An 18,785-nucleotide genomic window follows, 5' to 3' on the forward strand; every position below is an offset into this window, starting at 1 on the left:
CGAGGTTGGACCCATGACGAACATGAAACTCGCAGTGATCACCGGCAGCGTTCGCGAGGCGCGCTTCGGCCCCACGGTCACCCGGTGGTTCGCCGAACGGGCGAGCCTGCACGGACTGTTCGACCTCGACGTGATCGACCTGGCCGAGGCCCCGCTGCCTGCCGTGCTGCCCGCCACGCCCGAGGAGCTGATCGCCGTCGACCGGCGCTCGGAGGACCTCCAGAGGCTGGCCGGGCGGCTGGCGGCGGCGGACGCGTTCGCGGTGGTCACCCCGGAGTACAACCACAGCTTCCCCGCCTCGCTCAAGAACGCGATCGACTGGCACGTCACGCAATGGCAGGCCAAACCGGTCGCCCTCATCTCGTACGGGGGCTTCGGCGGCGGCCTGCGCGCGGCCGAGCACCTGCGGCAGGTGTTCGGCGAGCTGCACGCCGTGCCGATCCGCAACTGGATCAGCTTCGACAACCACTGGACCAGGTTCGACGCCGACGGCCGGCTGATCGATTCCGAGGAGGCGGACGGCGCGGCCAAGGCACTGCTCGACCAGCTCGGCTGGTGGAGCAGGGCGCTGCGGGACGCCAGGCTCGCCACTCCGTACCAAGGATGAGAAGGAGAAATGTGATGCGTTATCGTCTGCTGGGCCGCACCGGCCTCAGGGTGTCCGACCTGTTCCTCGGCACGATGGGCTGGCAGGAGGCGTCGCCGGAGGCGCGGCGGCTGCTCGACGCGTACGCCGAATCCGGCGGCAACGTCCTGGACACCGCCGCGATGTACGGCGACAGCGAGAGCGTCGTCGGCGAGCTGCTCCAGGGCCGCCGCGACCGCTTCGTGCTGGCCACCAAGTACACGCCCACCATCGACCGCACCGACCCGAACGCGGGCGGCAACCACCGCAGGGCCCTCGTCAGGTCGCTGGAGCAGAGCCTGCGGCGGCTGCGTACCGACTACCTCGATCTGCTCTGGGTGCACGTCTGGGACCGGCACACTCCGATCGAGGAGACGATGCGGGCGCTGGACGACGTGGTCCGGTCAGGGAAGGTGCTCTACGTGGGCATGTCGGATGCTCCGGCGTGGCTGGTCAGCCAGGCCAACACGCTGGCCGATTGGCGTGGGTGGACGCCGTTCGCCGGGTTGCAGGTGCCGTACAGCCTGCTGCGGCGGGACGCGGAACGGGAGCTGCTGCCGATGGCGCGGGCACTCGGGATCAGCGTGGCGGCGTGGGGACCGCTCGCGCACGGCGTGCTGGCCGGCCGGTACGACACCCCCGGCGCGGTGGCCGGCGACCTGGGTGAGCGCGAGCGGGCCATGGGGCGCGCGGTGGTCGAGGTGGCCGGCGAGCTGGGCGTCACGGCCGCGCAGGTGGCGCTCGCGTGGATCATGGCGCGCGGCGCCCACCCGATCGTCGGGGCGAGCACGGCCGAGCAGCTCAAGGACGACGTGGGCGCGTCGGGCCTGGCGCTGCCCGAGGAGGCGGTTCGGCGGCTGGAGTCCGCGGTGCCGTTCGATCCGGGCTTCCCCCGCGACTTCGTGGAGGCGGTGGACATCAGCCCGGAGGTCTACGGCGACGCCGTCCACCTGCTCGACGGCCGCTGACCACCCCACCCGCTCGTGGTGGCGTGCCGGGGGACGGCCGGGGTGGCGGCGAGAAAGCTCGCGGTCGGCGCCACCGCGGGCGGCACGGGCGGCGGTCAGCACAGTGTCGTGGCCGTTCGCCACAAGCCCGGCAGTGCGGCGAGCACACGATCCCCTCGCCGCCTCCGGTCGGCGAAGGTCTCGGCGCCCAGGTCGGCCAGCAGCTCCAGGAAGGCGTCCTGGTATCCGGACTCCCCCGCCAGGGCCCGCTTGGCCAGGCACCGCGCGTACGTCGCCACCAGCCAGAAGACGGCCTCCCGATGCAGTCCGCGCTCGATCAGCTCGCGGCTGCCGTCGATGGCGACCGGCCGCGCCATGGCGGAGACGTCCGAGTCGAACCGGTAGGCGGGCGCCGCCACGGCCGCCGCGGCGTCGTACACCTTCTCCAGAGCCGCCAGGTGCCGCTCCACCCGCGCCCGGCTCATCGACGCGCATCCCAGCAGATCGAGCAGTTCCTCGTGGCGGTCCAGCCGGCCGTGGGCGGCCAGCAGCTCCCGCACGGCCGCGTACCGCCGCCTGACCGTGGGGTTGCGCAGCCCCGCGACCAGCAGGACGTGGGTGGTCACCCCGGTGCCGAAGAGCCACGAGGTGACCTGGGCGGGCAGCGGCGCGGACTCGTCCATGCCGTTGATGAAGCCGCGCACCCGGTCCATGGCGCCGGCGCAGCGGGCCAGGATCCAGGGCCGTTCCGCGAAGTCGCGGGCCACCACCCGCTGGAGCTCGGTCAGCCGCCCCGACGGGTCGGCCAGCACGCACGGGAGGTGGAAGCTGCCGGCCAGGTGGTAGTCGCTCAGCACATCGTGCGCGGACCCGAGCGCGGGAACGGACGAGACCTCCAGCAGCACTCCTTCATAGCCGAACTTCCCGATCCTGGCGGGCGGGTCGGCGACGACCATCACGTCCACGTCGGAGGCGGGGGAAAGCTCGGCGTCCCCGGGCGCCCACAGCGCGGACCCGGTGAGGAACGCCCCGCCGAAGCCGGGCAACGCGGCCCCCTCCTCGCGTACCCACCGCCGGGCGACCTGTCTGGCCTGCTCAACCCGCATTCCGCTGCCTCCCCATCAGAGCCGCCCCGATCGGGATGGACGCGCCCAGCCGGAGCCGATGGAAGGACGATCCTTTCACGTTGGGGGGATTCGCCCCTCACGGGCGGAACCGCCGGACATCGTTATGGTCCAGGAGGTTCATCGGCCGCGTGCCGGGGCAGTGGGTCGGGATGGACAGCGCCTCGATCGCTGGTCCGGACCTGGAGCGGATGGTCCGGCAGGAGTTGACGAACGCGGGCTTCACCATAGAGCCGTCGCTGATGCCGGCCGACGGCGGGCTCGGCGTGTGGCACGATCCCGCGCGAGGTGTGGTCGTCACCTGGGGCGCGTCGAGCGACCGGCTGGTCAAGTACGCGACCGTCCGCAGCGCGGTCCAGCTGGCGCTCCGGACGGTGCTGGCCGACGCCGGCCATCAGGTCGAGGAGGACTTCGACGGGCTTGAGCTGGTCGTCACGTCCTGACCGCGCGCAGCGGACGGCCCACCTCGTGCAGGTGACGCAGGGCCTGCCCCCACGACGCGAACAGGCCGCATTCGACGTAGTCCACGCCGAGCGAGGCGCAGTACTCGCGCACGATGGGCCGCGCCTTGCGCAGGTTCACGGTGGGCATGCTCGGGAACAGGTGGTGCTCGATCTGGTAGTTCAGGCCGCCGAGCGCGGTCGTGACCAGGTGGCCGCCGCGTACGTTCCTGGAGGTCAGGACCTGGCGGCGGAGGAAGTCCAGCTCGTCCTCGGCGGTGAGGACCGGCATGCCCTTGTGGTTGGGTGCGAACGTGCAGCCCAGGTAGACGCCGTAGCACGCCTGGTGGACGGCCAGGAAGAGCAGCGCCTTGCCGGGCGGCAACACGAGGAACAGCGCCCCCAGGTACGCCAGCACGTGCGCGGACAGCAGCAGCCCTTCGACCTTCCTGCTCTTGAGCGACTTCCTGCTCAGCCCGCGGAAGCTCGCCACCTTCAGGTTCAGCCCTTCCAGGGTGAGCATCGGGAAGAACAGGAACGCCTGCCAGCGGCCGATGAATCGCGGTATGCCCCGGCTGGCCTCGGCCTGCTTCTCCGACCAGAGGAGGATGTCGGGCGCGACGTCGGGATCGTGGTCCTCGTGGTTGGGGTTGGCGTGGTGGCGCGTGTGCTTGTCCATCCACCAGCCGTAGCTGAGCCCGACGGACAGGTTGCCCACCAACAGCCCGGCGAGCCTGCTGGTGCGCCGCGACCGGAAGATCTGCCCGTGCGCCAGGTCGTGCGCGAGCAGCGTGAGCTGCCCGAACGCCACGGCGAGCAGCACCGCGACCGGAATCTGCCACCAGGAGTCGCCCACGACGGCGAACAGCGCCCAGGTGCCCGCGAACAGGCCGGCCACCAGGCCGATCCTGACCGCGTAATAGCCGGGCCGCCTGTCCAGCAGCCCCTCCCGTGCGATGCGGCGCGACAGCCGCGCGAAGTCGCTCCCCCTTTCCGCCGATGCCCGGACACGGGCCGTCCCCACCACAGTCACATTGCTCTCCGATGCCGACGAGTCGTATGAGATCACTCACCAGCATCGCGAGAGCCGGGCCCACGCGGACCCCCGCTGTCACCCGTCCTCGTGGTAGTGCAGGCCCTACCGCCGTGCCGAGGCCGGGAAGTAGCCGAGGCCAGGAAGGGAGCTGAGGCCGGGAAGGAGCCCCCGCCGCCTGGGATCGGGCCGGCCCGTCGCACTCAGCAGGCGCCGGGCGGCCTCGCCAGGTTGGGGAACGGCGGGCGGCGGGGGCGCCGGCTCAGACGAGGTGCGGGGCGGTCTCCGCGGGCGTGCCGTGGACGTGCAGGTCGGGGCGGAAGGCCGCGAGGTACGCGTCCCGGTCACTGAAGGCGGCGACCAGGGAGTCGCCGTAGTCGATGAGCTCCCGGTGAGCGTGCCTGCGGGGCTCGTAACGGGCGTATAGCAGCCGGTCGAGCAGCTCGCCGTCCCCGCCCGCCGTGGTGATCACGTCGGCCAGGATCTCCGCGTCGTGGAGGGTGTAGCTCATCCCCATGCCCGTCATGGGGTGGCAGGCGAACGCCGCCGAGCCCAGCAGGGCCGCGTTGCCCTGGTGGTAGGCCGACACCCGCAGCGAGGAGACCTTGATCCGCTGCCAGGTGGCGAGCTGGAGCGCGTTGAAGACGTCGGAGCTGTCGGTGACGAACTTCTTGAGCTCGTCGAGCAGCGCGGGGATGCCGTCCTGGAAGATCTCCTTGTCGTCCTCGGGTGGCAGGCCGACGAACACCCTGGCCTGGTCCCTGTTGATCGGGTAGAAGTAGGCGAGCCAGCCCTCCGAGCTGAAGTAGAGCCGGTTGAGCTGGGCGACGCTGGCGCTCAGCGGCACGGTGGCCACCCGCATCAGCAGCCGCTCGTACGGCATCACGCACTGCTCGATGCCGAGCGCCTGGCGTACCGCGGACTTGCTGCCGTCGGCGCCGATCACGACGCCGGCGTGGAGCCTGCGGCCGTCGGCGAGGGTCAGCTCCTCGACGCGGCCGTCACGCGTCGCGATGTCGTCGAGGTCGGCGTCGAACCAGAACTCCACGCCCTGCATCGCGCAGCTCGCGTAGATGAGTTCGACCAGCTCGTGGTAGGGGCGGATGACGAAGCCGCCCTCGGGGTAGCGGGCCTCCTGGATGGGGTCGCCGTCGTGGTAGTAGCGGATGACGTCACGTCTGAGGCCATGGCGCCCGGTGAGGTCCGCCAGCCCGTGCCGGGCGAGCACCCGCAGGGCTGGGGGCTTGAGGAAGTCGGCGCCCGCGCTCGGGATGGAGGGTCCCTGCTCGATGACGACGACGTGGTGGCCGCGGCGGCCCAGTAACAATGCCAGGAAACAGCCGCCGAGCCCGGCGCCGACGATGGCTACGTCGCACGATGTGGTTGCCATGACGAGAGCCCTTCTGAATGGTTGATCTAGTTCGTGTGCCCGCGGGTGCCGGCGAGCGGGCCGGGATCGGCCGCCCGTGGCCGTGGCACGGAGTCCCTCGGGGGGACCATGGGGGGTGTGCGGGGCTCGGCCGGCAGCAACGCGTCGGCCTCCGCCGCGACGGTGGCGAGGGTCATGCGCAACTCCAGCAGCAACCGGCGCGGCACCTTGATCATCTCGTCGCCCGGGTCCGGCCGGAGACGAGTGATCTTGGTGAGTGCTATCGCGCCGCTGAGCACCGAGAAGGCCACGCACATGGCGAGCGCGCCGGCCAGGCCGGCGAAGGGGCCGGTCATGAAGGGGTGGTCGATGACGACCGACACGACCGCGACACCCACGGCCCCGCCGACCATGCGCGCCATGGTGCCGGCGCCGACGGCGGAGGCGTACTGGTGGGGGTGGGCGGCCAGGGTGGTGGCCACGGACGTGCCCGGCGCGAGCGCGCCGACGCCCATCCCGACCACGACGCTGGCGATCAGGCCCCAAATGGTGGGCCCGGCCTGCGTCAGTACGAGCACACACGCGCCGCCGCACAGCAGCGAGCCCGTGTAGATCAGGCCGTACGGGCCGACCCGTTTCACCAGGCGCCCGGCCACGAAGCTCGTCACGACGACGGCCACCGACGTGGGGGTCAGCCACATGGCGACCTCCAGCATGGGGTAGCCGAGGTGGAGCAGGTAGAGCGGCTGTACGGTCAGCAGCCCGTACGACAACGCGCCGAAGCACCAGGTCGCCAGCCACCCCCAGACGAACCTGGGCCGGCGCCACAGTGCGAGGTCGATCGCGGGCATGCGGTGGTGCCTGGCCTGTGCGAGCGCGCCGCCGATCAGGGCGAGCGCGGCCACCGCGAGCCACACCACGTCCAAGCCCCAGGCCATGGCCTTGGAGATGGCCAGCACGATGACCGCGATGCCGGCGGCGAGCAGCCAGGCGCCGAGCACGTCGGGCACGCCCTTGGCGGCGGCGCGCTTGCCCGGCGGGAGCGCGGCGCAGGCGATCAGCAGGACGACGCCGATGACGACGTCGGGGGCGAACAGCAACCGCCAGTCGGCGGTGGCGGCCAGCCAGCCGCCACCCGCCTGCATGAGCAGGCAGCCCAGGCCGGAGGCGGAGCTCCACAGCGCGATCGCGCCGCGCCGCTGCGACTCCGGCAGCTCTCCGAGCAGCAGCCCGAGGCTGGCGGGGATCATCGCCGCGGCGCCCGCGCCCTGGACGGCCCTCGCGGCGAGCACGTACGACCAGGGCTCCACGGTGACCGTGGCGATCCCGCCGAGCACGAACACCACCAGCCCGACCGCCAGCACGCGGCGGCGGCCGAACAGGTCCGCCCAGCGGCCCGCGGTGGCCAGCAGCGCCGCGATCGGGATGAACGCCGCGCTGGTCAGCCAGACCAGGTCGCCCAGGGGCATGCCGGAGCCCGCGGGGGTGTACCGCAAGACTCCGACGGCCAGGGTGGTGGCCGTGGTGTCGGCCATCACCGTCAACATGACACCGGCGCCGACCAGCCGCAGCATCACACCGTGACGGCGGCTCGGACCGGCCGTGCTCGTCCCCCCAACGGCCGCTGGTGACGAACGCACGTGGTCACCTCCTTGAAGGTCTCAGTGGGTCTCCGCCGGCCGGCACATTCCGGCTGTGCGGGCGGCGGAGGTCGTACGAGGGTCAGGCGCCGTAACGGCCGGGCGAGAGCAGACCGTCCGGGTCGAGCGCGGTCTTGAGCCGGTGCAGCATGCCGAGGCTGGCGGTGCTCGTCTCCGACCAGACGTCGGCGGCGGCGTGGTCGATGTCGGAGCGGTAGATGGCGCAGCCGTGCCCGCGCAGCAGGCAGTTGCCGTCGTTGCGGAGCTGGTGGGCGCGGTAGGGAGCGTCCGGCGTGCCCCGGTCGAAGAAGATCTGGATGACGCCGTTGGCGCGGTGCCTGCTGACGAGGTTCCACTCCATCATCAGGGCGGTGGTGTGCCGGTCGACGGCCGTCTGGAGCGCGGTCAGGATGTGCTCGGTCCTGCGCGCGTGCATCGGCATCAGCGGCAGCAGCGCCAGGAAGCCCATGGCGCCGTCGTCGATCTGGTCGCAGGAGGTGACGCCGAGCGCGCTGCGTACGCCGATGCAGGTCGGGATGCCCTGCGCCATGAGCGCCCGCGGGTAGAGCGGGTCTCCCTGGTCGACCTCGGTCGCGTCGACCACGCGCACCGCCTCGGCGCCCTCGACCTCGATCAGCGCCTTGCGCAGCAGCTCCTCGGCCAGCTCGACGGTGGCGTCGCTGCCGAGCAGCGGCCCCATGACGGTGAACAGAGCGGGGTCGACGCCCGGCGGCAGCGTCCAGTCGCCGTGGTCCGGCGTGAGCGACAGCTCGCGGACGCGCAGCAGCCCGTCGGCCGGGTTGCCGCGGCGCATGAAGCCGGTGATCGCGCCCAGCGTGACGCCGGCCTGGTCGCGCTGGATGCGGCCGTGCACGAGGCCGATGGTCTGCGGGCGCGGCACCAGCGCGACGGCCATGGCGGTGACGATGCCCAGGTTGTGCTGGACGAACGCGGGCGTCAGGTCGGGCCCGGCGACCCGGCCGTGGTAGCGTCCCGCCGGGTCGAGCCCGCCGGTGGTGACCACGCTGCCGTCGGCCAGTACGGCCTCCAGCCCGGCCACGTCCTCCACCCGTGAGCGCACACAGCCGTCGCCGCGGTCCAGCGCGTTGCCGATGACCGAGGTGTCGGCGCAGGAGGCGGTGACGTTCAGCATCCACGGGGTGTCGCGCAGTTCCTCGGCGAGCTGGGCCTGGGTCACGCCCGGCTCGATGATCGCGTAGCCGGCGTCCAGGTCGAGGCCGCGGATGCGGTTCATGCCGCTGAGGTCGACGACGACGTTGTCGTCGGTGACCGGCATGGCCGAGCCCATGCCCCAGTTCCTGCCGGTGCTGACCGGGTAGAGGCGGCGGTTGGTCGCCATGGCGCGGCGTACGAGCGCGCGTACCTCGTCGAGCGTGTGCGGCGTCTCCGTGCCCGCTATGGAGCGCGGCTGGTGGCCCCCGACCTCGCGCGGCCTGAGCTCCACTCGCGATAGTCCCTGCATGACTCTCCTTCGGAAGGTGCGATATCGCTCTGCCGGCTCCGGTCCGAGCCGGCTGGGGCACACGTCAGACGGTGTGCTGGAGAAGGTCGTCGATGGAGCCGATGGCCTGGGCGGACAGGTCCCTGATGCCGAGCAGCCGCTGCTCGACGTACATCTCGGGGCCGTCGTCGGGGGGCATGGCCGCGGGGAGGTCGAGCGTGCCGGGCGGCGCCGCCTGCACGGGGATCTCGTGCCGGCCGTAGGGGTGGCGGCGGGCGCGGGCGGTGTCGGTCTCTCGGCTGTCGTGCCTGGTGCGGGCGGGCAGGTGCGGTGGGGTTCGCATGACGGGGGCTCTCCTACCGGATTCGTACGGGTTTTCCGGGCGACCGCTCGCCGTTGAGCGGCATCGAGGTCAGGGCGTGTCCTCCGCGGAGCCGGGGTGGCCGGCCCGTGGGGTGACGGCCGCGGGGGTCCCCCGCGACGTGCCGTGGTTGATGACGCTCGCGGCGATCCGGCGTTCCGCCAGCCCCATGTGGGGACGGTTGCCGCCGGAAGAGCTCGGCCGTGCGGTGGCCGAGCCACGGATCATGGAGCTGGCGTGCACCCATCGGCGTGACTCTGCCAGCACGTCTCGCTGTGCGCGGCGCAGGTCCGAGTGCCGCGCGTACTGCTCGCAGACGGCCCCGGCGAGCACCCGTGCCATGACGAGGTGCTCTTCGCAGGCGCCTGCGACCTTCGCCTCCAGGCCCACGACCTGGGCCAGGAGCAACTGCAGGTGCGGCAGACCAGAGCCGCGGTCGTACCCGTCGAGCTCGGCCAGCCGCTCCGGCCAGCGCAGCCGCCGCTCGATCGAGGCGCGCGTGGCGGCCACGACCTCGGCGGCGGGCTGGTCGTCCGGGTTCTGGCCCTCGAGCTGCACGGCCCGCTGGGCGGTGTGCTCGAAGTCGGACAGTCTGCGCAGGCCGCTCTGCAGCAGCCGTACGCGGTTGTGCAGGCAGGCGGCGCTCCAGCCGAGGACCAGCAGGCGGTCTGCGTCGGCCTCACAGTGCCAGCCGACCAGGGACACCTCCCTGGCCATGCGGTGGTGGAGCACCCAGGACTCCCGCCCGCCGACCGGCATCGGGGTGTCGATCCACACCTGCAGGCCGCCCGGCGGCAGTTCGGCGACGCCGATCTCCAGGTCGTCGGGCGCGACTCTGGTGCAGATCCGGTGCACCACCCGCTGCTGTGCCTCCGTCTCCGGCGCCACGGGCACCGTGCCTTCCCAGACAGGTAGCACGCGCTCTGGGGCAATCTCAGCCCTTGGCTCGATGCTCATCTGAGGCCACCTCCTGACCCGTGGGCCATCGGTCTCCGTAAATTCACACTTAATAGTGCCGTCCTGATCGTCGTCATGAGCCGGATTTCTGTCAACTGTCACTTTACGAATCTGGTATGGCTCGTTGCCCTCCCGATCGGCGCCGCTGATGAACCCGCGGCTTCCCGCAGGTGAATACCGTGTTTCCTGGGGCTGGTGATCTAAAGTCCGTACGGTCGGGTCAGCGTGCGTCACAGGTGAGGAGCAGGCCACGTGCGGATGCCCAGAGCCGTGGTCGCGGCCGTGTCGCTCGCCGCAGGACTGCCGGTGCCGCCCCAAGCGACCCAGGCGGGAGCCGGTTACTGCGTGCTGCCGGAGCACTCCCAGCAGCCCGCCGGCGACCAGCCTTACCTCATCGCCACTGATTCCTCACTGGGCTGGATTCATCCCAATCCACCGCCCGCCGAGCGGGAGCCGTCGGACTCGCAGCGGCTGGAGTTCGCGGGGTTCCCGAACGTGTCGGTCCTCGACGTCGTGGGGCCGCGCGGCGAGCCGGCGCGGAAGGTGATCGCCACCTACACCACGAACGTGGACAAGGTCGTCACCCTCACCAACGAGGCGTCCGTGTCGGAGGACGACGGGGTGACGTTCGGGCCCGCCGACTCCACGCCGCTGCGCGAGGCGCCCGTGGAGCTGCTGGACGGCCGGTTCTTCGCCACCGAGTACTACCCGGACATGACCGGCGCGCACACCGCGCGGCTGGGCGTGCTGACCTCGTCGTCGAGTGACGCCGGGGAGAGCTGGCTGCGCTCGGAGGCGACGCTGACCACGCCGGGCGACCTGCTGCCCGGCGGGGCCGCGCACGGCGCGCCGGTCCAACTCGCCGACGGCACGATCCTGATCACCGTGTACGCCCGCTACCGCGACACGGCGACCTACCAGGCCGAGGTGTACGCCAGCGCGGACGGCGGCGCGACGTTCGCCCGCCGGGGTGTCATCGCCGTCCCTGCCGGGGAGTTCGCCTTCACCGAGGCGGCCATGGCGCAGACGGCGGACGGCAGCCTGCTGGCCGTGCTGCGCCGCGACGGCGGGACGTACTCCACGCTGCACCAGAGCCGCTCCACCGACGGCGGCGCCACCTGGTCACCGGTGCGCGAGGTGCGCTTTCCCGGCCCGGAGTGCGTGGTCCGCGGGGTGGCGCCGCGCCTGCTGCTGATGCCGGGCGGGGCGCTCGTGCTCAGCGCGGGACGCCCGGACAACTGGCTGGCCGTATCCCCCGACGGGCTCGGCGAGGAGTGGCGGGAGCCGCGCGTGACGTACCACAACCGCGACGGGGTGTGGGACACGCACGGCTCGTCCGGCTACACCGGCGTGGCGGCCGTGGGCCCGCACCGGCTGATCCAGGTGTTCGACAACTGCAAGCTGCCGGGCGTACGTCCCGACGACCTGCTCAACGAGACCGCCTGCCCGGCGCACGGCCGGTTCGAGAACGGCGGCTGGTACGCGATCAAGCGCCGCCTGTTCACCGTCGCGCCGCCCGCCACCGGCCGCCTGGACCTGGCCGCCATGCGCCGGCGCGGCCGGCTGTCGATCGAGACCACCATGCGCTGGCGCGGCCCCTACCGGCTCAGGACGCGTCCCGAGGCGGCCTTCGACGGCAGCACCGCGTACTGGTCGAGCGCCGTCGGCACCGGCCGCGGCGACTACGTGCTGCACCTGGACCGGGCCCGCCCGCTCAGCCTGATCGGGCTCAGCCTGCACCCCGGGCACCCGGCCTCGGCCCGCGTGTACGTCTCGCGCAACGGCCGCTCATGGGGTGAGCCGGTCGTCACCATCACCGCCAGGACCGACTACGCCCTCCGCTACCACCCGGTCGGCCGCACGGCCAGACACGTCAAGATCGCCGTGTCGCCCTCCGCCGATTGCGACCCGGAAATAGCGCCGTCCTGCGCCATGCTGAACGAAGTTGAGCTCTACTCATGAGTATCCGGGCAACGCATATCTGATGACCGGACAACAGCAGGGTATTTACCACGGCAATCGTTGGCGACATGAGGGACATTCACTACCGGATTTCTCGGAATCTCCGCTGACGGACCAGTTCGCCACTCCGGATCCCTGCTACTCAGCGCACCTCTCGGCCCAGGTGAGCGGCCCAACGGCACGCGAGCCCAGGCCCGTCGGCACAGAGCCGGATCCGCCTCGAAGTCGCCGACGTGGCAGCCGGACCTTTTCGCGACGATCTCGTCACAGGCTGGGCGGCATTCATATCGCGCTGGAAGATCCGGCGGGAAACCCGGTGGAGTTCCGCCGGCCCGCAGGGCGAATTCAGCCCGCATTCCGGTTTATTCGGCGCCGGGTACAAGCAGGCCGCACGGGGGCGCGCCCCTGCGCCCCCGTGACCCGGGGGTTCCGCGCCTCACCGCGCCGGCGGGACGTCGCCGCGCCGGCGGAACCCCTCTGTCTGCTCCCCGGTCACTCCATCCTGGTCGATGTCCACGCGCTCCTTGCGAATCTGACCCTCCACGGTCTCCTCGCGCGTCACGTCCTTCTTGTAGACATGCACACGCTCGACCGGCCTGGTCTCCTTGCCGACGACCGGGCGCTCCTCGTGCAGGATCAGCTGCCACTCCTCCTCGCCGAGGTCGGCCCCGCCGAGCGGCTCTCCCTCGCGGATGGGCTCGCGCTCGATCACGGCCTCCTCGTGCGAGAGCGGGACCCGCTCATGGACGGTCTCGGTCTCGACGTACTTGTGCAGGCGCACGCGGCCTGTCTCCTTGCTCTCCTTCCCGATCTTGAGCTGCTCCTCCGACCTGGTCACCTCGATGTCGCGCTCGTCCGCGACGCCGCCGCGCGTCTCCCCCGCGGGCCCGGCGAGCCGCTCCCCCGTGCTCGGAGCGCCCGCTGCCGGCTTCGGAGCGGCCGCCGTCGGACCCCCAGCCGCCGGAGCGCCCATGGTCGGAGCGCCGGGCTGGATCTCTCCGGTACGCCCCTCGCTGATGCGCTGCTGCGGGATGGTCGACGGCTGCATGCCGTAGTAGCGGTAGAGGTCGGCCTCCTCCTCCAGGGACAGGCGGCCGTCCACGTCGATGTTCGGCGCTCCCTTGATCATCTCCTTGTCGAAGGGGACCCGGATCTCCCCGCCGGAGCGGCGAGCGTTGGCCAGCGGCACGAACGTCTGCTTCATGCCGAAGAACCCCGTGCGTACGGTCACCCACTCCGGCTCGCCGGTCCGATCGTTCAGGTAGACCTGGCCCACCTTGCCGACCGACTGTCCGTCCGACCCCATCACATGGCAGTCGAGTAGGTTGCGTATTTCTGTTTGCATAGCCACGACGATCCCCCTGATGTGTTCGTCCTGGTTCAAAAGGGACAAATACCCTCAAATCACCACAGGACCCACCCGGTCAGGGCAGTTTTTCCTCTACTTCTCCGACGCTCCGCACCTTTGCCGTGACGCTACGCGACCTGACGGGCGGAACGCCTCCGTCACTCGCCGTGGCCCTCGTGCAGCGCGTCCAGGTGCTGCTGGAGCACGGGCGCCGCGGCCCTGGCCAGGGACACCACCACCGGCGAGGACCCGTCGGCGATCTGCTTCCTCGTGGCGGCGAGCGCGGTCGTGTGCTCCTTCATCATGGCGGCGGTGAAGTCCTGGTCGAAGTCCCTGCCGACGGCGTCATGCAGGCGGACGATCTCGGCGCGCTGCTCGGCGGACGGCGACGTGGGAAGCTGGATGCCGAGTTGCGAGGCCGCCTTGGTGACCTTGACGTCGAGTTCGGTGTGGTCCTCGACGAGCATCTTGCCGATCAGCTTGATCCGCCGCGCCGCACCCTTGTCCTCCGCCAGACGGCCCGCCTGGACCTCCGCCAGGTTGCCCTCGTGAATGGCCCGCATCCACGCCCGGTCCTGCTCGGACGGCTGCGTGTCGGTGCGGGCGGCCACGGCCTCGCCCTGCGGCGGCGTCTCGCCGGCGCAGCCCGGGAGAACGGCAACGGCCAGGGCGGCCAGCGACATGGTCAGACGAGCGCGCATGAGCATTCCTATGACATCGTGACACTTCTCCAATACAGAGAGTAACCGCCACGAGCCCGGCGACCCGGCATCCCCACCCGCACAGGCGCGTCCGCGCCCCGCCGCTGGATAATGACGAGCACTCTCATCCCCATGTGGCAGGAGACCCAGCGAGAATGACCCAGCCCCGGCCGCGCAGCGCGGAACAACGCAAGCAGGACACTCTGGATCGGCTCGAGCACGACGTGGACGCCTGGGTGGCGACGGCCGGGGAGGACGGCGGCATGCCGTACCTCGTGCCGCTGTCCTTTCTCTGGGACGGCGCCACCGTGCTCATCGCGACGGCCAGCGCCTCCCCGACGGCCCGCAACCTGCTGGCCACCGGTAGGGTCCGGCTCGCCATCGGGCTGGTGCGCGACGTCGTGCTCATCGAGGGCACCATGGAGGCCACGCCCGCGGCCGAGATCCCGGGCGAGGTCGGCGACGCGTTCGCGGTGAAGACGGGCTTCGATCCGCGCAAGGCAAGCAACGCGTACCACTATTTCCGGATCACGCCGCAGCGGTTGCAGGCGTGGCGCGAGGCCGACGAACTGGCGGGCCGGACCCTGATCCGCGACGGCAAGTGGACCGTGCCGTAGGTGGCAGCGGATCACGACGTGAGCCACGGTAGGTCACGGCGTGAGCGGCAGTGGACCGCACCGTAGGGCGGCTGCCGTAGGGCGGCTGTGGGTCGTGCCGCGGCTAGGGGAAGCTCAGGAGCAGGTCGGTGTGGCGTTTCTCGATGATGACGTCCCCCGCGCCCGCCTGCGGCCGGGGGCCCGCGCCGCCGGCGGGGCGCGGGTGCGCCGTCAGGCGCATGTCGCTCGCCTTCGGGCGGCCCGCGTCGGCCCACGCTCTGACGTGTCCGGCCAGCTCGGCCGCCAGCCTGGCGCCGTCCGCGCCGTGACCGCGGACGACCATGGTGCCCTCGCCCACGAGGAAGGCGATGCCGTCGCCCTCGACGAGGGCCACGGTGCCGCCGTAGCCGCCGCCCAGTTTCCCGCTGAGCACGCACCATCGGCGCTCGCGCAGCGCCAGCCACAACGCGATCCCCATGCCCGCGACCGGCGCCGCCGACAGGTCCGCCACCTTGGTGTCGATCTCGGTGGGCACGGCGTCGAGCGAGGTGAGGACGTCGCCGATCTCGCGCGGCTCGGGCAGCCACAGCGTCAGCTCGCCGTCCTGGCGCAGCATGTGGACCTCGTCCGGCCCGGCGAACGCCCCACGCATCCGCATGAACCCGCACGGCACCACCGACCGGCTCGCCCAGTGGCCGCCTTCGCGCTCCATCGCCACGGACACCTGCACGCCGCGCAGGTCCAGCGGCACCACCAGCCGTCCCTGCGGGCCGAGCTGCTCCAGCCAGGCCGGGGCCAGGTCCCACACGCCGACCGTGGCGATCAGCCGATCGTACGGTGCCGCCTCTGGGAACCCCTCGGCACCGTCGGCGCACACCACCTCCACCTGACCGGCTCCGGCGGCGGACAGGTGCCGCTCGGCGGCCGCGACGAGGTCGGCGTCGATGTCGAGGCTCACCACGCGGCCGCGAGGCCCGGCGAGGTGGCTCAGCAGGGCCGCGTTGTAGCCGGTGCCCGCCCCGATCTCCAGCACCCGGTGCCCGGGCTCGACACCGAGCTGGTCGAGCATGGTGGCCATGATCGCCGGCTGGGACGAGGAACTGATCGGCAGGCCCTCGGCGTCGCGCTTGATGACGATGGCCTCGTCACGGTAGGCGTGCTCCGGGTCGACGCCGGGCAGGAAGAGGTGGCGCGGGACCGCGAGCAACCCGGCGGCGACGGGGTCGCTGATCGCCCGACGCTCGCGCAGCAGCGCCACCATGGCCTGCCTCTGCGTCGCGAAGTCCATGGGGCCATTGTCCACGAGCGTCGCCCGCCGCGTGGGCAGTACGAGATCTTCGGGGAAAGGTTGGTAAAGAAACGGTCAAGAAGGGTTGAGCCTAGAAACAGGGGGAAGGGCACGCAATTCGTGAACTCGACCGTGAGGAGGAGCCGTAGTGCTCACCCTGACAGCCAACGCAGCTCAGGCCATTCGTGATCTGACCGCGTCCGCACCCGAGCCTGCTCAGAGCGGGGTTCGCATCTCGTCCCAGGGCGAAGGCGCGAGCTCCCTGACCCTTTCGCTGGCCACCGCCCCCGAACCCGCCGACGAGGTGGTGGAGGCGCAGGGGGCACGGGTCTACCTCGACCCCGTGGCCGCCACCGTGCTGGAGGACAAGTCACTCGACGCCGGAGCCGATGATCAGGGAAGCGTGTCTTTCATGGTCACCGAGCAGACGGCCTGATGCGGCTCCTGCCGTGCCGGCCCGGACGGGGCCGGCACGGCGGGGCGCCCGCTCAGCCGTCGGCGAGGAGCTTGTGCAGATAGCGCAACTGCTCCTCCGTGTGGAAGCCGCCACCGCCCTCGTGGTTGTTCCAGGGCCACACGATGATCTCCTTGGGGCCCTGCCAGTGGTTGTAGGCGGCGAACACCGTGGACGGCGGGCAGATGTCGTCCATCAGGCCGACCGAGTACAGCGCCGGCACCTGGCCGCGGGCCGCGAAGTTCAGCCCGTCGAAGTATGACAGCGTGCGGAACACCTGGTCCGCGCCGTCCCGCCGGGTCGCGAGGAAACGCACCAGCTCCTGGTACGGGTCCCGCCCGGTGATCTCGACCGCACGCCTGAAGTGGGTCAGGAACGGCACGTCGATGAGCGCGGCCTTGACCGACGGATGCAGGACGGCCGTGGCCTGCGCGATCCCGCCGCCCTGGCTGCCGCCTGAGACGATGATGCGGCTCCCGTCGACCGCGGGATGTCCGGACGCGGCGTCCACGGCCCGTACGGCGTCGGTGAAGACGCGGCGGTAGTAGTAGTCCTCGGGGTCGAGGATGCCGCGGGTCATCATGCCAGGCGCCTGCGGGTTCTCGCCACCGTGTGGGTCGCCGGTCGTGCCGGGGCTCTGGGGGTTGACCCCGCCGTGGCCGCGCGTCTCCGTCACGAACACCGCGTAGCCCGCCGCCGGCCACAGCAGGTGGTCCTTCGGGAACCCGCGGCCGCCGCTGTAGCCGATGTAGTGCATCACGCACGGCACCGGACCCTGCACGCCCTGGGGCACCAGGAACCAGCCGTTGATCCGGTGCCCGCCCCAGCCGGCGAAGGAGACGTCATAGACGTCCACGGTGGCGAAGGGCAGATCATACGGTACGAACTCGGCGGCCAGGTCGTGCTGCCTGGCCTCGGCCAGCGTACGGGACCAGAAGTCGTCGAAGTCGGCGGGCTCGTCGCGGTCGGGGAGGTAGCCGCGCAGCTCGTCAATCGGCAGATCGAACAGTGGCACGAAAGTCTCCAGCCTCTAGAAAGGATGCTGACATTTCATCGCATACATGAGGAAAGCGCTATCCCGCATCCCCTCCGGCTTCCGGCTTCCGGCTTCCGGCTTCCGGACGAATCCACTTAAACCGTGATGTGCGGGTAGAGGGCGCCCGTGAGCGAACACCTCATCGAGGTCCCGTACTCCCACCTCCATCCCGGCCTGATCCTTGACGCCCCCGCCGGCACGGACGACTTCCTGGTGTTGTTCGGCGACGACTCTGAGTCGCGCGCGCGGCTGATGCGCGACGACACGGGCAGGCCGGTGCTCAGGATGGGCGGCTACATGACGGCCAGGGGCACGGTCATCGGCGAACACGTGTGGACGGTACGCGAAACCCTCCGGTACGGAGACCGCGTCCACCTCCGCCTGGGCCACTCACTCCCCTGACCCGCCACAGGCGTACGGAAGCCTGGGTAGGGTCCTACGAGTGACGGATGACGTTCCCGTGCCGCTCCCCGGGGGCTGGGCCTCTCACGTCGTGCGGGCCGGCGACACGGTCAGGCGCCCCGTACGTCCCTCCACCCCCGCCGTGCACGCCCTCCTGCGCCACCTGGAGGACGCAGGCTTCGACGGGGCGCCCCGCGTGCTGGGGATCGACGGCGACGGGCGCGAGGTGCTGTCGTACGTGGACGGGGAGACGGTGGGGGGCGCGGAGCCCTGGCCGGAGTGGACCAGGACCGATGAGACGCTCGTCAGCGCCGGGCGGCTGCTGCGCCGCTTCCACGACGCGGTCGCCGGGTTCCGCCCGCCGCCCGGCGCGGTGTGGATGTCCGGCGGCCGCCTCGGCCCCGGGAAGGTCGTCTGCCACAACGACGCGAGCCCGCACAACTTCGTCCATCGTGACGGAGCGGTGCGGGCCTTCATCGACTGGGATCTGGCCGGCCCCCGCGATCCCCGGCGTGACCTCGCCCTCATGGCATGGCAGACCGTGCCGCTGTACCACCCGGAGCTGTGCGCGCGGATCGGCTGGCGCGCGGCCCCTGAGGTGGAACGGCGGCTGCGGCTGCTCATGGACGCGTACGGGCCGGTCGAACGGGCGGGCTTCGCGGACGTGATCCGTGACCGGATCCGCGAGAGCCGGGACGGCATCCTGGCGGGCGCCGCCGCGGGCGACGACGTCCACGTCCGGCTGGCCGCCGCCGGCGTCGCCGACGACATGACGGCGACCCTGGCGTACGTGACCGCCCACGCGGACCGCATCCTGCGGGCCCTCACCGACCACCCACCGGACGAGACCGCGACCGTCCACCGGGCGAGACCTGCCACCCACCGGACGAGACCCGACCGTCCACCGGACGAGACCTGACCACCTGCCGGACGAGACCTCTGATCATCCACCGGGCGACGCCACGCGGGCCCTCGCCCGGCCACCGCCGGACGGGGCCCGGAGTCCCAGGGTGTCCTAAGGGTCGGATCGGGCTTGGGGG

The 18,785-nt window shown here is 71.5% G+C and carries 19 protein-coding genes; 8 read left to right on the top strand and 11 right to left on the bottom strand.

Annotated features, from left to right (window positions below):
• The first annotated feature begins 13 nt into the window (after nt 1–13).
• Both ITP53_RS05055 and ITP53_RS05060 read left to right on the top strand, forming a co-directional pair.
• Nucleotides 14–607 (top strand): NADPH-dependent FMN reductase, encoded by a 594-nt coding sequence (locus tag ITP53_RS05055; RefSeq protein WP_195894095.1) that lies wholly within the window; start codon nt 14–16, stop codon nt 605–607.
• Between the two features lie 14 nt (nt 608–621).
• A complete protein-coding gene (locus ITP53_RS05060; protein WP_195894096.1) occupies nt 622–1,593 on the top strand; it encodes an aldo/keto reductase in 972 nt (323 codons plus the stop codon).
• 95 nt (nt 1,594–1,688) lie between these two features.
• Here the strand turns inward: ITP53_RS05060 and ITP53_RS05065 are convergent, their stop codons facing one another.
• Nucleotides 1,689–2,678 (bottom strand): hypothetical protein, encoded by a 990-nt coding sequence (locus ITP53_RS05065; protein WP_195894097.1) that lies wholly within the window; start codon nt 2,676–2,678, stop codon nt 1,689–1,691.
• Nucleotides 2,679–2,827: 149 nt separating this feature from the next.
• Between ITP53_RS05065 and ITP53_RS05070 the strand changes: the two genes are divergently transcribed.
• A complete protein-coding gene (locus ITP53_RS05070) occupies nt 2,828–3,139 on the top strand; it encodes a hypothetical protein (protein WP_195894098.1) in 312 nt (103 codons plus the stop codon).
• Here ITP53_RS05070 and ITP53_RS05075 read toward each other — a convergent pair.
• The 6 genes from ITP53_RS05075 to ITP53_RS05100 all read right to left on the bottom strand — a co-directional run bounded on the left by ITP53_RS05075 (nt 3,129) and on the right by ITP53_RS05100 (nt 9,958).
• Entirely contained in the window at nt 3,129–4,160 is a 1,032-nt protein-coding gene (locus ITP53_RS05075; protein WP_195894099.1) for a fatty acid desaturase family protein, read from the bottom strand. The two genes, ITP53_RS05070 and ITP53_RS05075, sit on opposite strands and share 11 nt — an antisense overlap.
• Nucleotides 4,161–4,431: 271 nt before the next feature.
• Nucleotides 4,432–5,559, bottom strand: coding sequence for an FAD-dependent monooxygenase (locus tag ITP53_RS05080; RefSeq protein ID WP_195894100.1), 1,128 nt, complete (start codon nt 5,557–5,559; stop codon nt 4,432–4,434).
• Nucleotides 5,560–5,585: 26 nt separating this feature from the next.
• Nucleotides 5,586–7,178 carry an MFS transporter gene (locus ITP53_RS05085; protein WP_195894101.1) on the bottom strand — a complete coding sequence of 531 codons (1,593 nt, stop codon included), beginning with the start codon at nt 7,176–7,178 and terminating at the stop codon, nt 5,586–5,588.
• An 82-nt stretch (nt 7,179–7,260) separates the two neighbouring features.
• The gene (locus tag ITP53_RS05090; RefSeq protein ID WP_195894102.1) at nt 7,261–8,661 is read right to left on the bottom strand and encodes an FAD-binding oxidoreductase; all 1,401 of its coding nucleotides are present in this window, start codon (nt 8,659–8,661) and stop codon (nt 7,261–7,263) included.
• Between the two features lie 64 nt (nt 8,662–8,725).
• The gene (locus tag ITP53_RS05095) at nt 8,726–8,983 is read right to left on the bottom strand and encodes a hypothetical protein (protein WP_195894103.1); all 258 of its coding nucleotides are present in this window, start codon (nt 8,981–8,983) and stop codon (nt 8,726–8,728) included.
• A 69-nt stretch (nt 8,984–9,052) separates the two neighbouring features.
• Nucleotides 9,053–9,958 (bottom strand): hypothetical protein, encoded by a 906-nt coding sequence (locus ITP53_RS05100; protein ID WP_195894104.1) that lies wholly within the window; start codon nt 9,956–9,958, stop codon nt 9,053–9,055.
• 258 nt (nt 9,959–10,216) lie between these two features.
• Here ITP53_RS05100 and ITP53_RS05105 point away from each other — a divergent pair, with 258 nt between their 5' ends.
• Complete coding sequence (locus ITP53_RS05105) at nt 10,217–11,920, top strand: exo-alpha-sialidase (protein WP_236050468.1); 1,704 nt, start codon at nt 10,217–10,219, stop codon at nt 11,918–11,920.
• Between the two features lie 436 nt (nt 11,921–12,356).
• On the opposite strand, the gene ITP53_RS05110 is transcribed toward ITP53_RS05105, so the two are convergent.
• Both ITP53_RS05110 and ITP53_RS05115 read right to left on the bottom strand, forming a co-directional pair.
• Complete coding sequence (locus ITP53_RS05110) at nt 12,357–13,265, bottom strand: DUF2382 domain-containing protein (protein WP_195894106.1); 909 nt, start codon at nt 13,263–13,265, stop codon at nt 12,357–12,359.
• 161 nt (nt 13,266–13,426) lie between these two features.
• The gene (locus ITP53_RS05115) at nt 13,427–13,969 is read right to left on the bottom strand and encodes a DUF4142 domain-containing protein (protein WP_195894107.1); all 543 of its coding nucleotides are present in this window, start codon (nt 13,967–13,969) and stop codon (nt 13,427–13,429) included.
• Between the two features lie 155 nt (nt 13,970–14,124).
• Between ITP53_RS05115 and ITP53_RS05120 the strand changes: the two genes are divergently transcribed.
• Nucleotides 14,125–14,586 (top strand): pyridoxamine 5'-phosphate oxidase family protein, encoded by a 462-nt coding sequence (locus tag ITP53_RS05120; RefSeq protein ID WP_195894108.1) that lies wholly within the window; start codon nt 14,125–14,127, stop codon nt 14,584–14,586.
• A gap of 103 nt (nt 14,587–14,689) precedes the next feature.
• Here the strand turns inward: ITP53_RS05120 and fxlM are convergent, their stop codons facing one another.
• Nucleotides 14,690–15,853, bottom strand: a complete 1,164-nt coding sequence (gene fxlM / locus ITP53_RS05125) for a methyltransferase, FxLD system (protein ID WP_195894109.1) — start codon at nt 15,851–15,853, stop codon at nt 14,690–14,692.
• A gap of 148 nt (nt 15,854–16,001) precedes the next feature.
• On the opposite strand from fxlM, the gene ITP53_RS05130 reads away from it, so the two are divergent.
• Entirely contained in the window at nt 16,002–16,289 is a 288-nt protein-coding gene (locus tag ITP53_RS05130; RefSeq protein WP_195894110.1) for a HesB/IscA family protein, read from the top strand.
• A 52-nt stretch (nt 16,290–16,341) separates the two neighbouring features.
• Here ITP53_RS05130 and ITP53_RS05135 read toward each other — a convergent pair whose 3' ends face one another.
• The gene (locus ITP53_RS05135; RefSeq protein ID WP_195894111.1) at nt 16,342–17,322 is read right to left on the bottom strand and encodes an acetylxylan esterase; all 981 of its coding nucleotides are present in this window, start codon (nt 17,320–17,322) and stop codon (nt 16,342–16,344) included.
• Between the two features lie 147 nt (nt 17,323–17,469).
• Between ITP53_RS05135 and ITP53_RS05140 the strand changes: the two genes are divergently transcribed.
• Together ITP53_RS05140 and ITP53_RS05145 are read left to right on the top strand one after the other, a co-directional pair.
• Complete coding sequence (locus ITP53_RS05140) at nt 17,470–17,745, top strand: hypothetical protein (RefSeq protein WP_195894112.1); 276 nt, start codon at nt 17,470–17,472, stop codon at nt 17,743–17,745.
• Nucleotides 17,746–17,785: 40 nt separating this feature from the next.
• Nucleotides 17,786–18,664, top strand: a complete 879-nt coding sequence (locus ITP53_RS05145) for a phosphotransferase (protein ID WP_195894113.1) — start codon at nt 17,786–17,788, stop codon at nt 18,662–18,664.
• The last annotated feature ends 121 nt before the right edge of the window (nt 18,665–18,785 follow it).

It is taken from the genome of Nonomuraea cypriaca, assembly GCF_015645445.1.
GTDB classification, from domain to species: Bacteria; Actinomycetota; Actinomycetes; order Streptosporangiales; family Streptosporangiaceae; genus Nonomuraea; species Nonomuraea cypriaca.

Coding starts and splice junctions, on each gene's coding strand:
- fxlM (WP_195894109.1), bottom strand. CDS start 15,853: ATGGACTTCGCGACGCAGAGGCAGGCCATGGTGGCGCTGCTGCGCGAG.
- ITP53_RS05095 (WP_195894103.1), bottom strand. CDS start 8,983: ATGCGAACCCCACCGCACCTGCCCGCCCGCACCAGGCACGACAGCCGA.
- ITP53_RS05065 (WP_195894097.1), bottom strand. CDS start 2,678: ATGCGGGTTGAGCAGGCCAGACAGGTCGCCCGGCGGTGGGTACGCGAG.
- ITP53_RS05055 (WP_195894095.1), top strand. CDS start 14: ATGACGAACATGAAACTCGCAGTGATCACCGGCAGCGTTCGCGAGGCG.
- ITP53_RS05110 (WP_195894106.1), bottom strand. CDS start 13,265: ATGCAAACAGAAATACGCAACCTACTCGACTGCCATGTGATGGGGTCG.
- ITP53_RS05060 (WP_195894096.1), top strand. CDS start 622: ATGCGTTATCGTCTGCTGGGCCGCACCGGCCTCAGGGTGTCCGACCTG.
- ITP53_RS05105 (WP_236050468.1), top strand. CDS start 10,217: ATGCCCAGAGCCGTGGTCGCGGCCGTGTCGCTCGCCGCAGGACTGCCG.
- ITP53_RS05090 (WP_195894102.1), bottom strand. CDS start 8,661: ATGCAGGGACTATCGCGAGTGGAGCTCAGGCCGCGCGAGGTCGGGGGC.
- ITP53_RS05080 (WP_195894100.1), bottom strand. CDS start 5,559: ATGGCAACCACATCGTGCGACGTAGCCATCGTCGGCGCCGGGCTCGGC.
- ITP53_RS05120 (WP_195894108.1), top strand. CDS start 14,125: ATGACCCAGCCCCGGCCGCGCAGCGCGGAACAACGCAAGCAGGACACT.
- ITP53_RS05115 (WP_195894107.1), bottom strand. CDS start 13,969: ATGCGCGCTCGTCTGACCATGTCGCTGGCCGCCCTGGCCGTTGCCGTT.
- ITP53_RS05100 (WP_195894104.1), bottom strand. CDS start 9,958: ATGAGCATCGAGCCAAGGGCTGAGATTGCCCCAGAGCGCGTGCTACCT.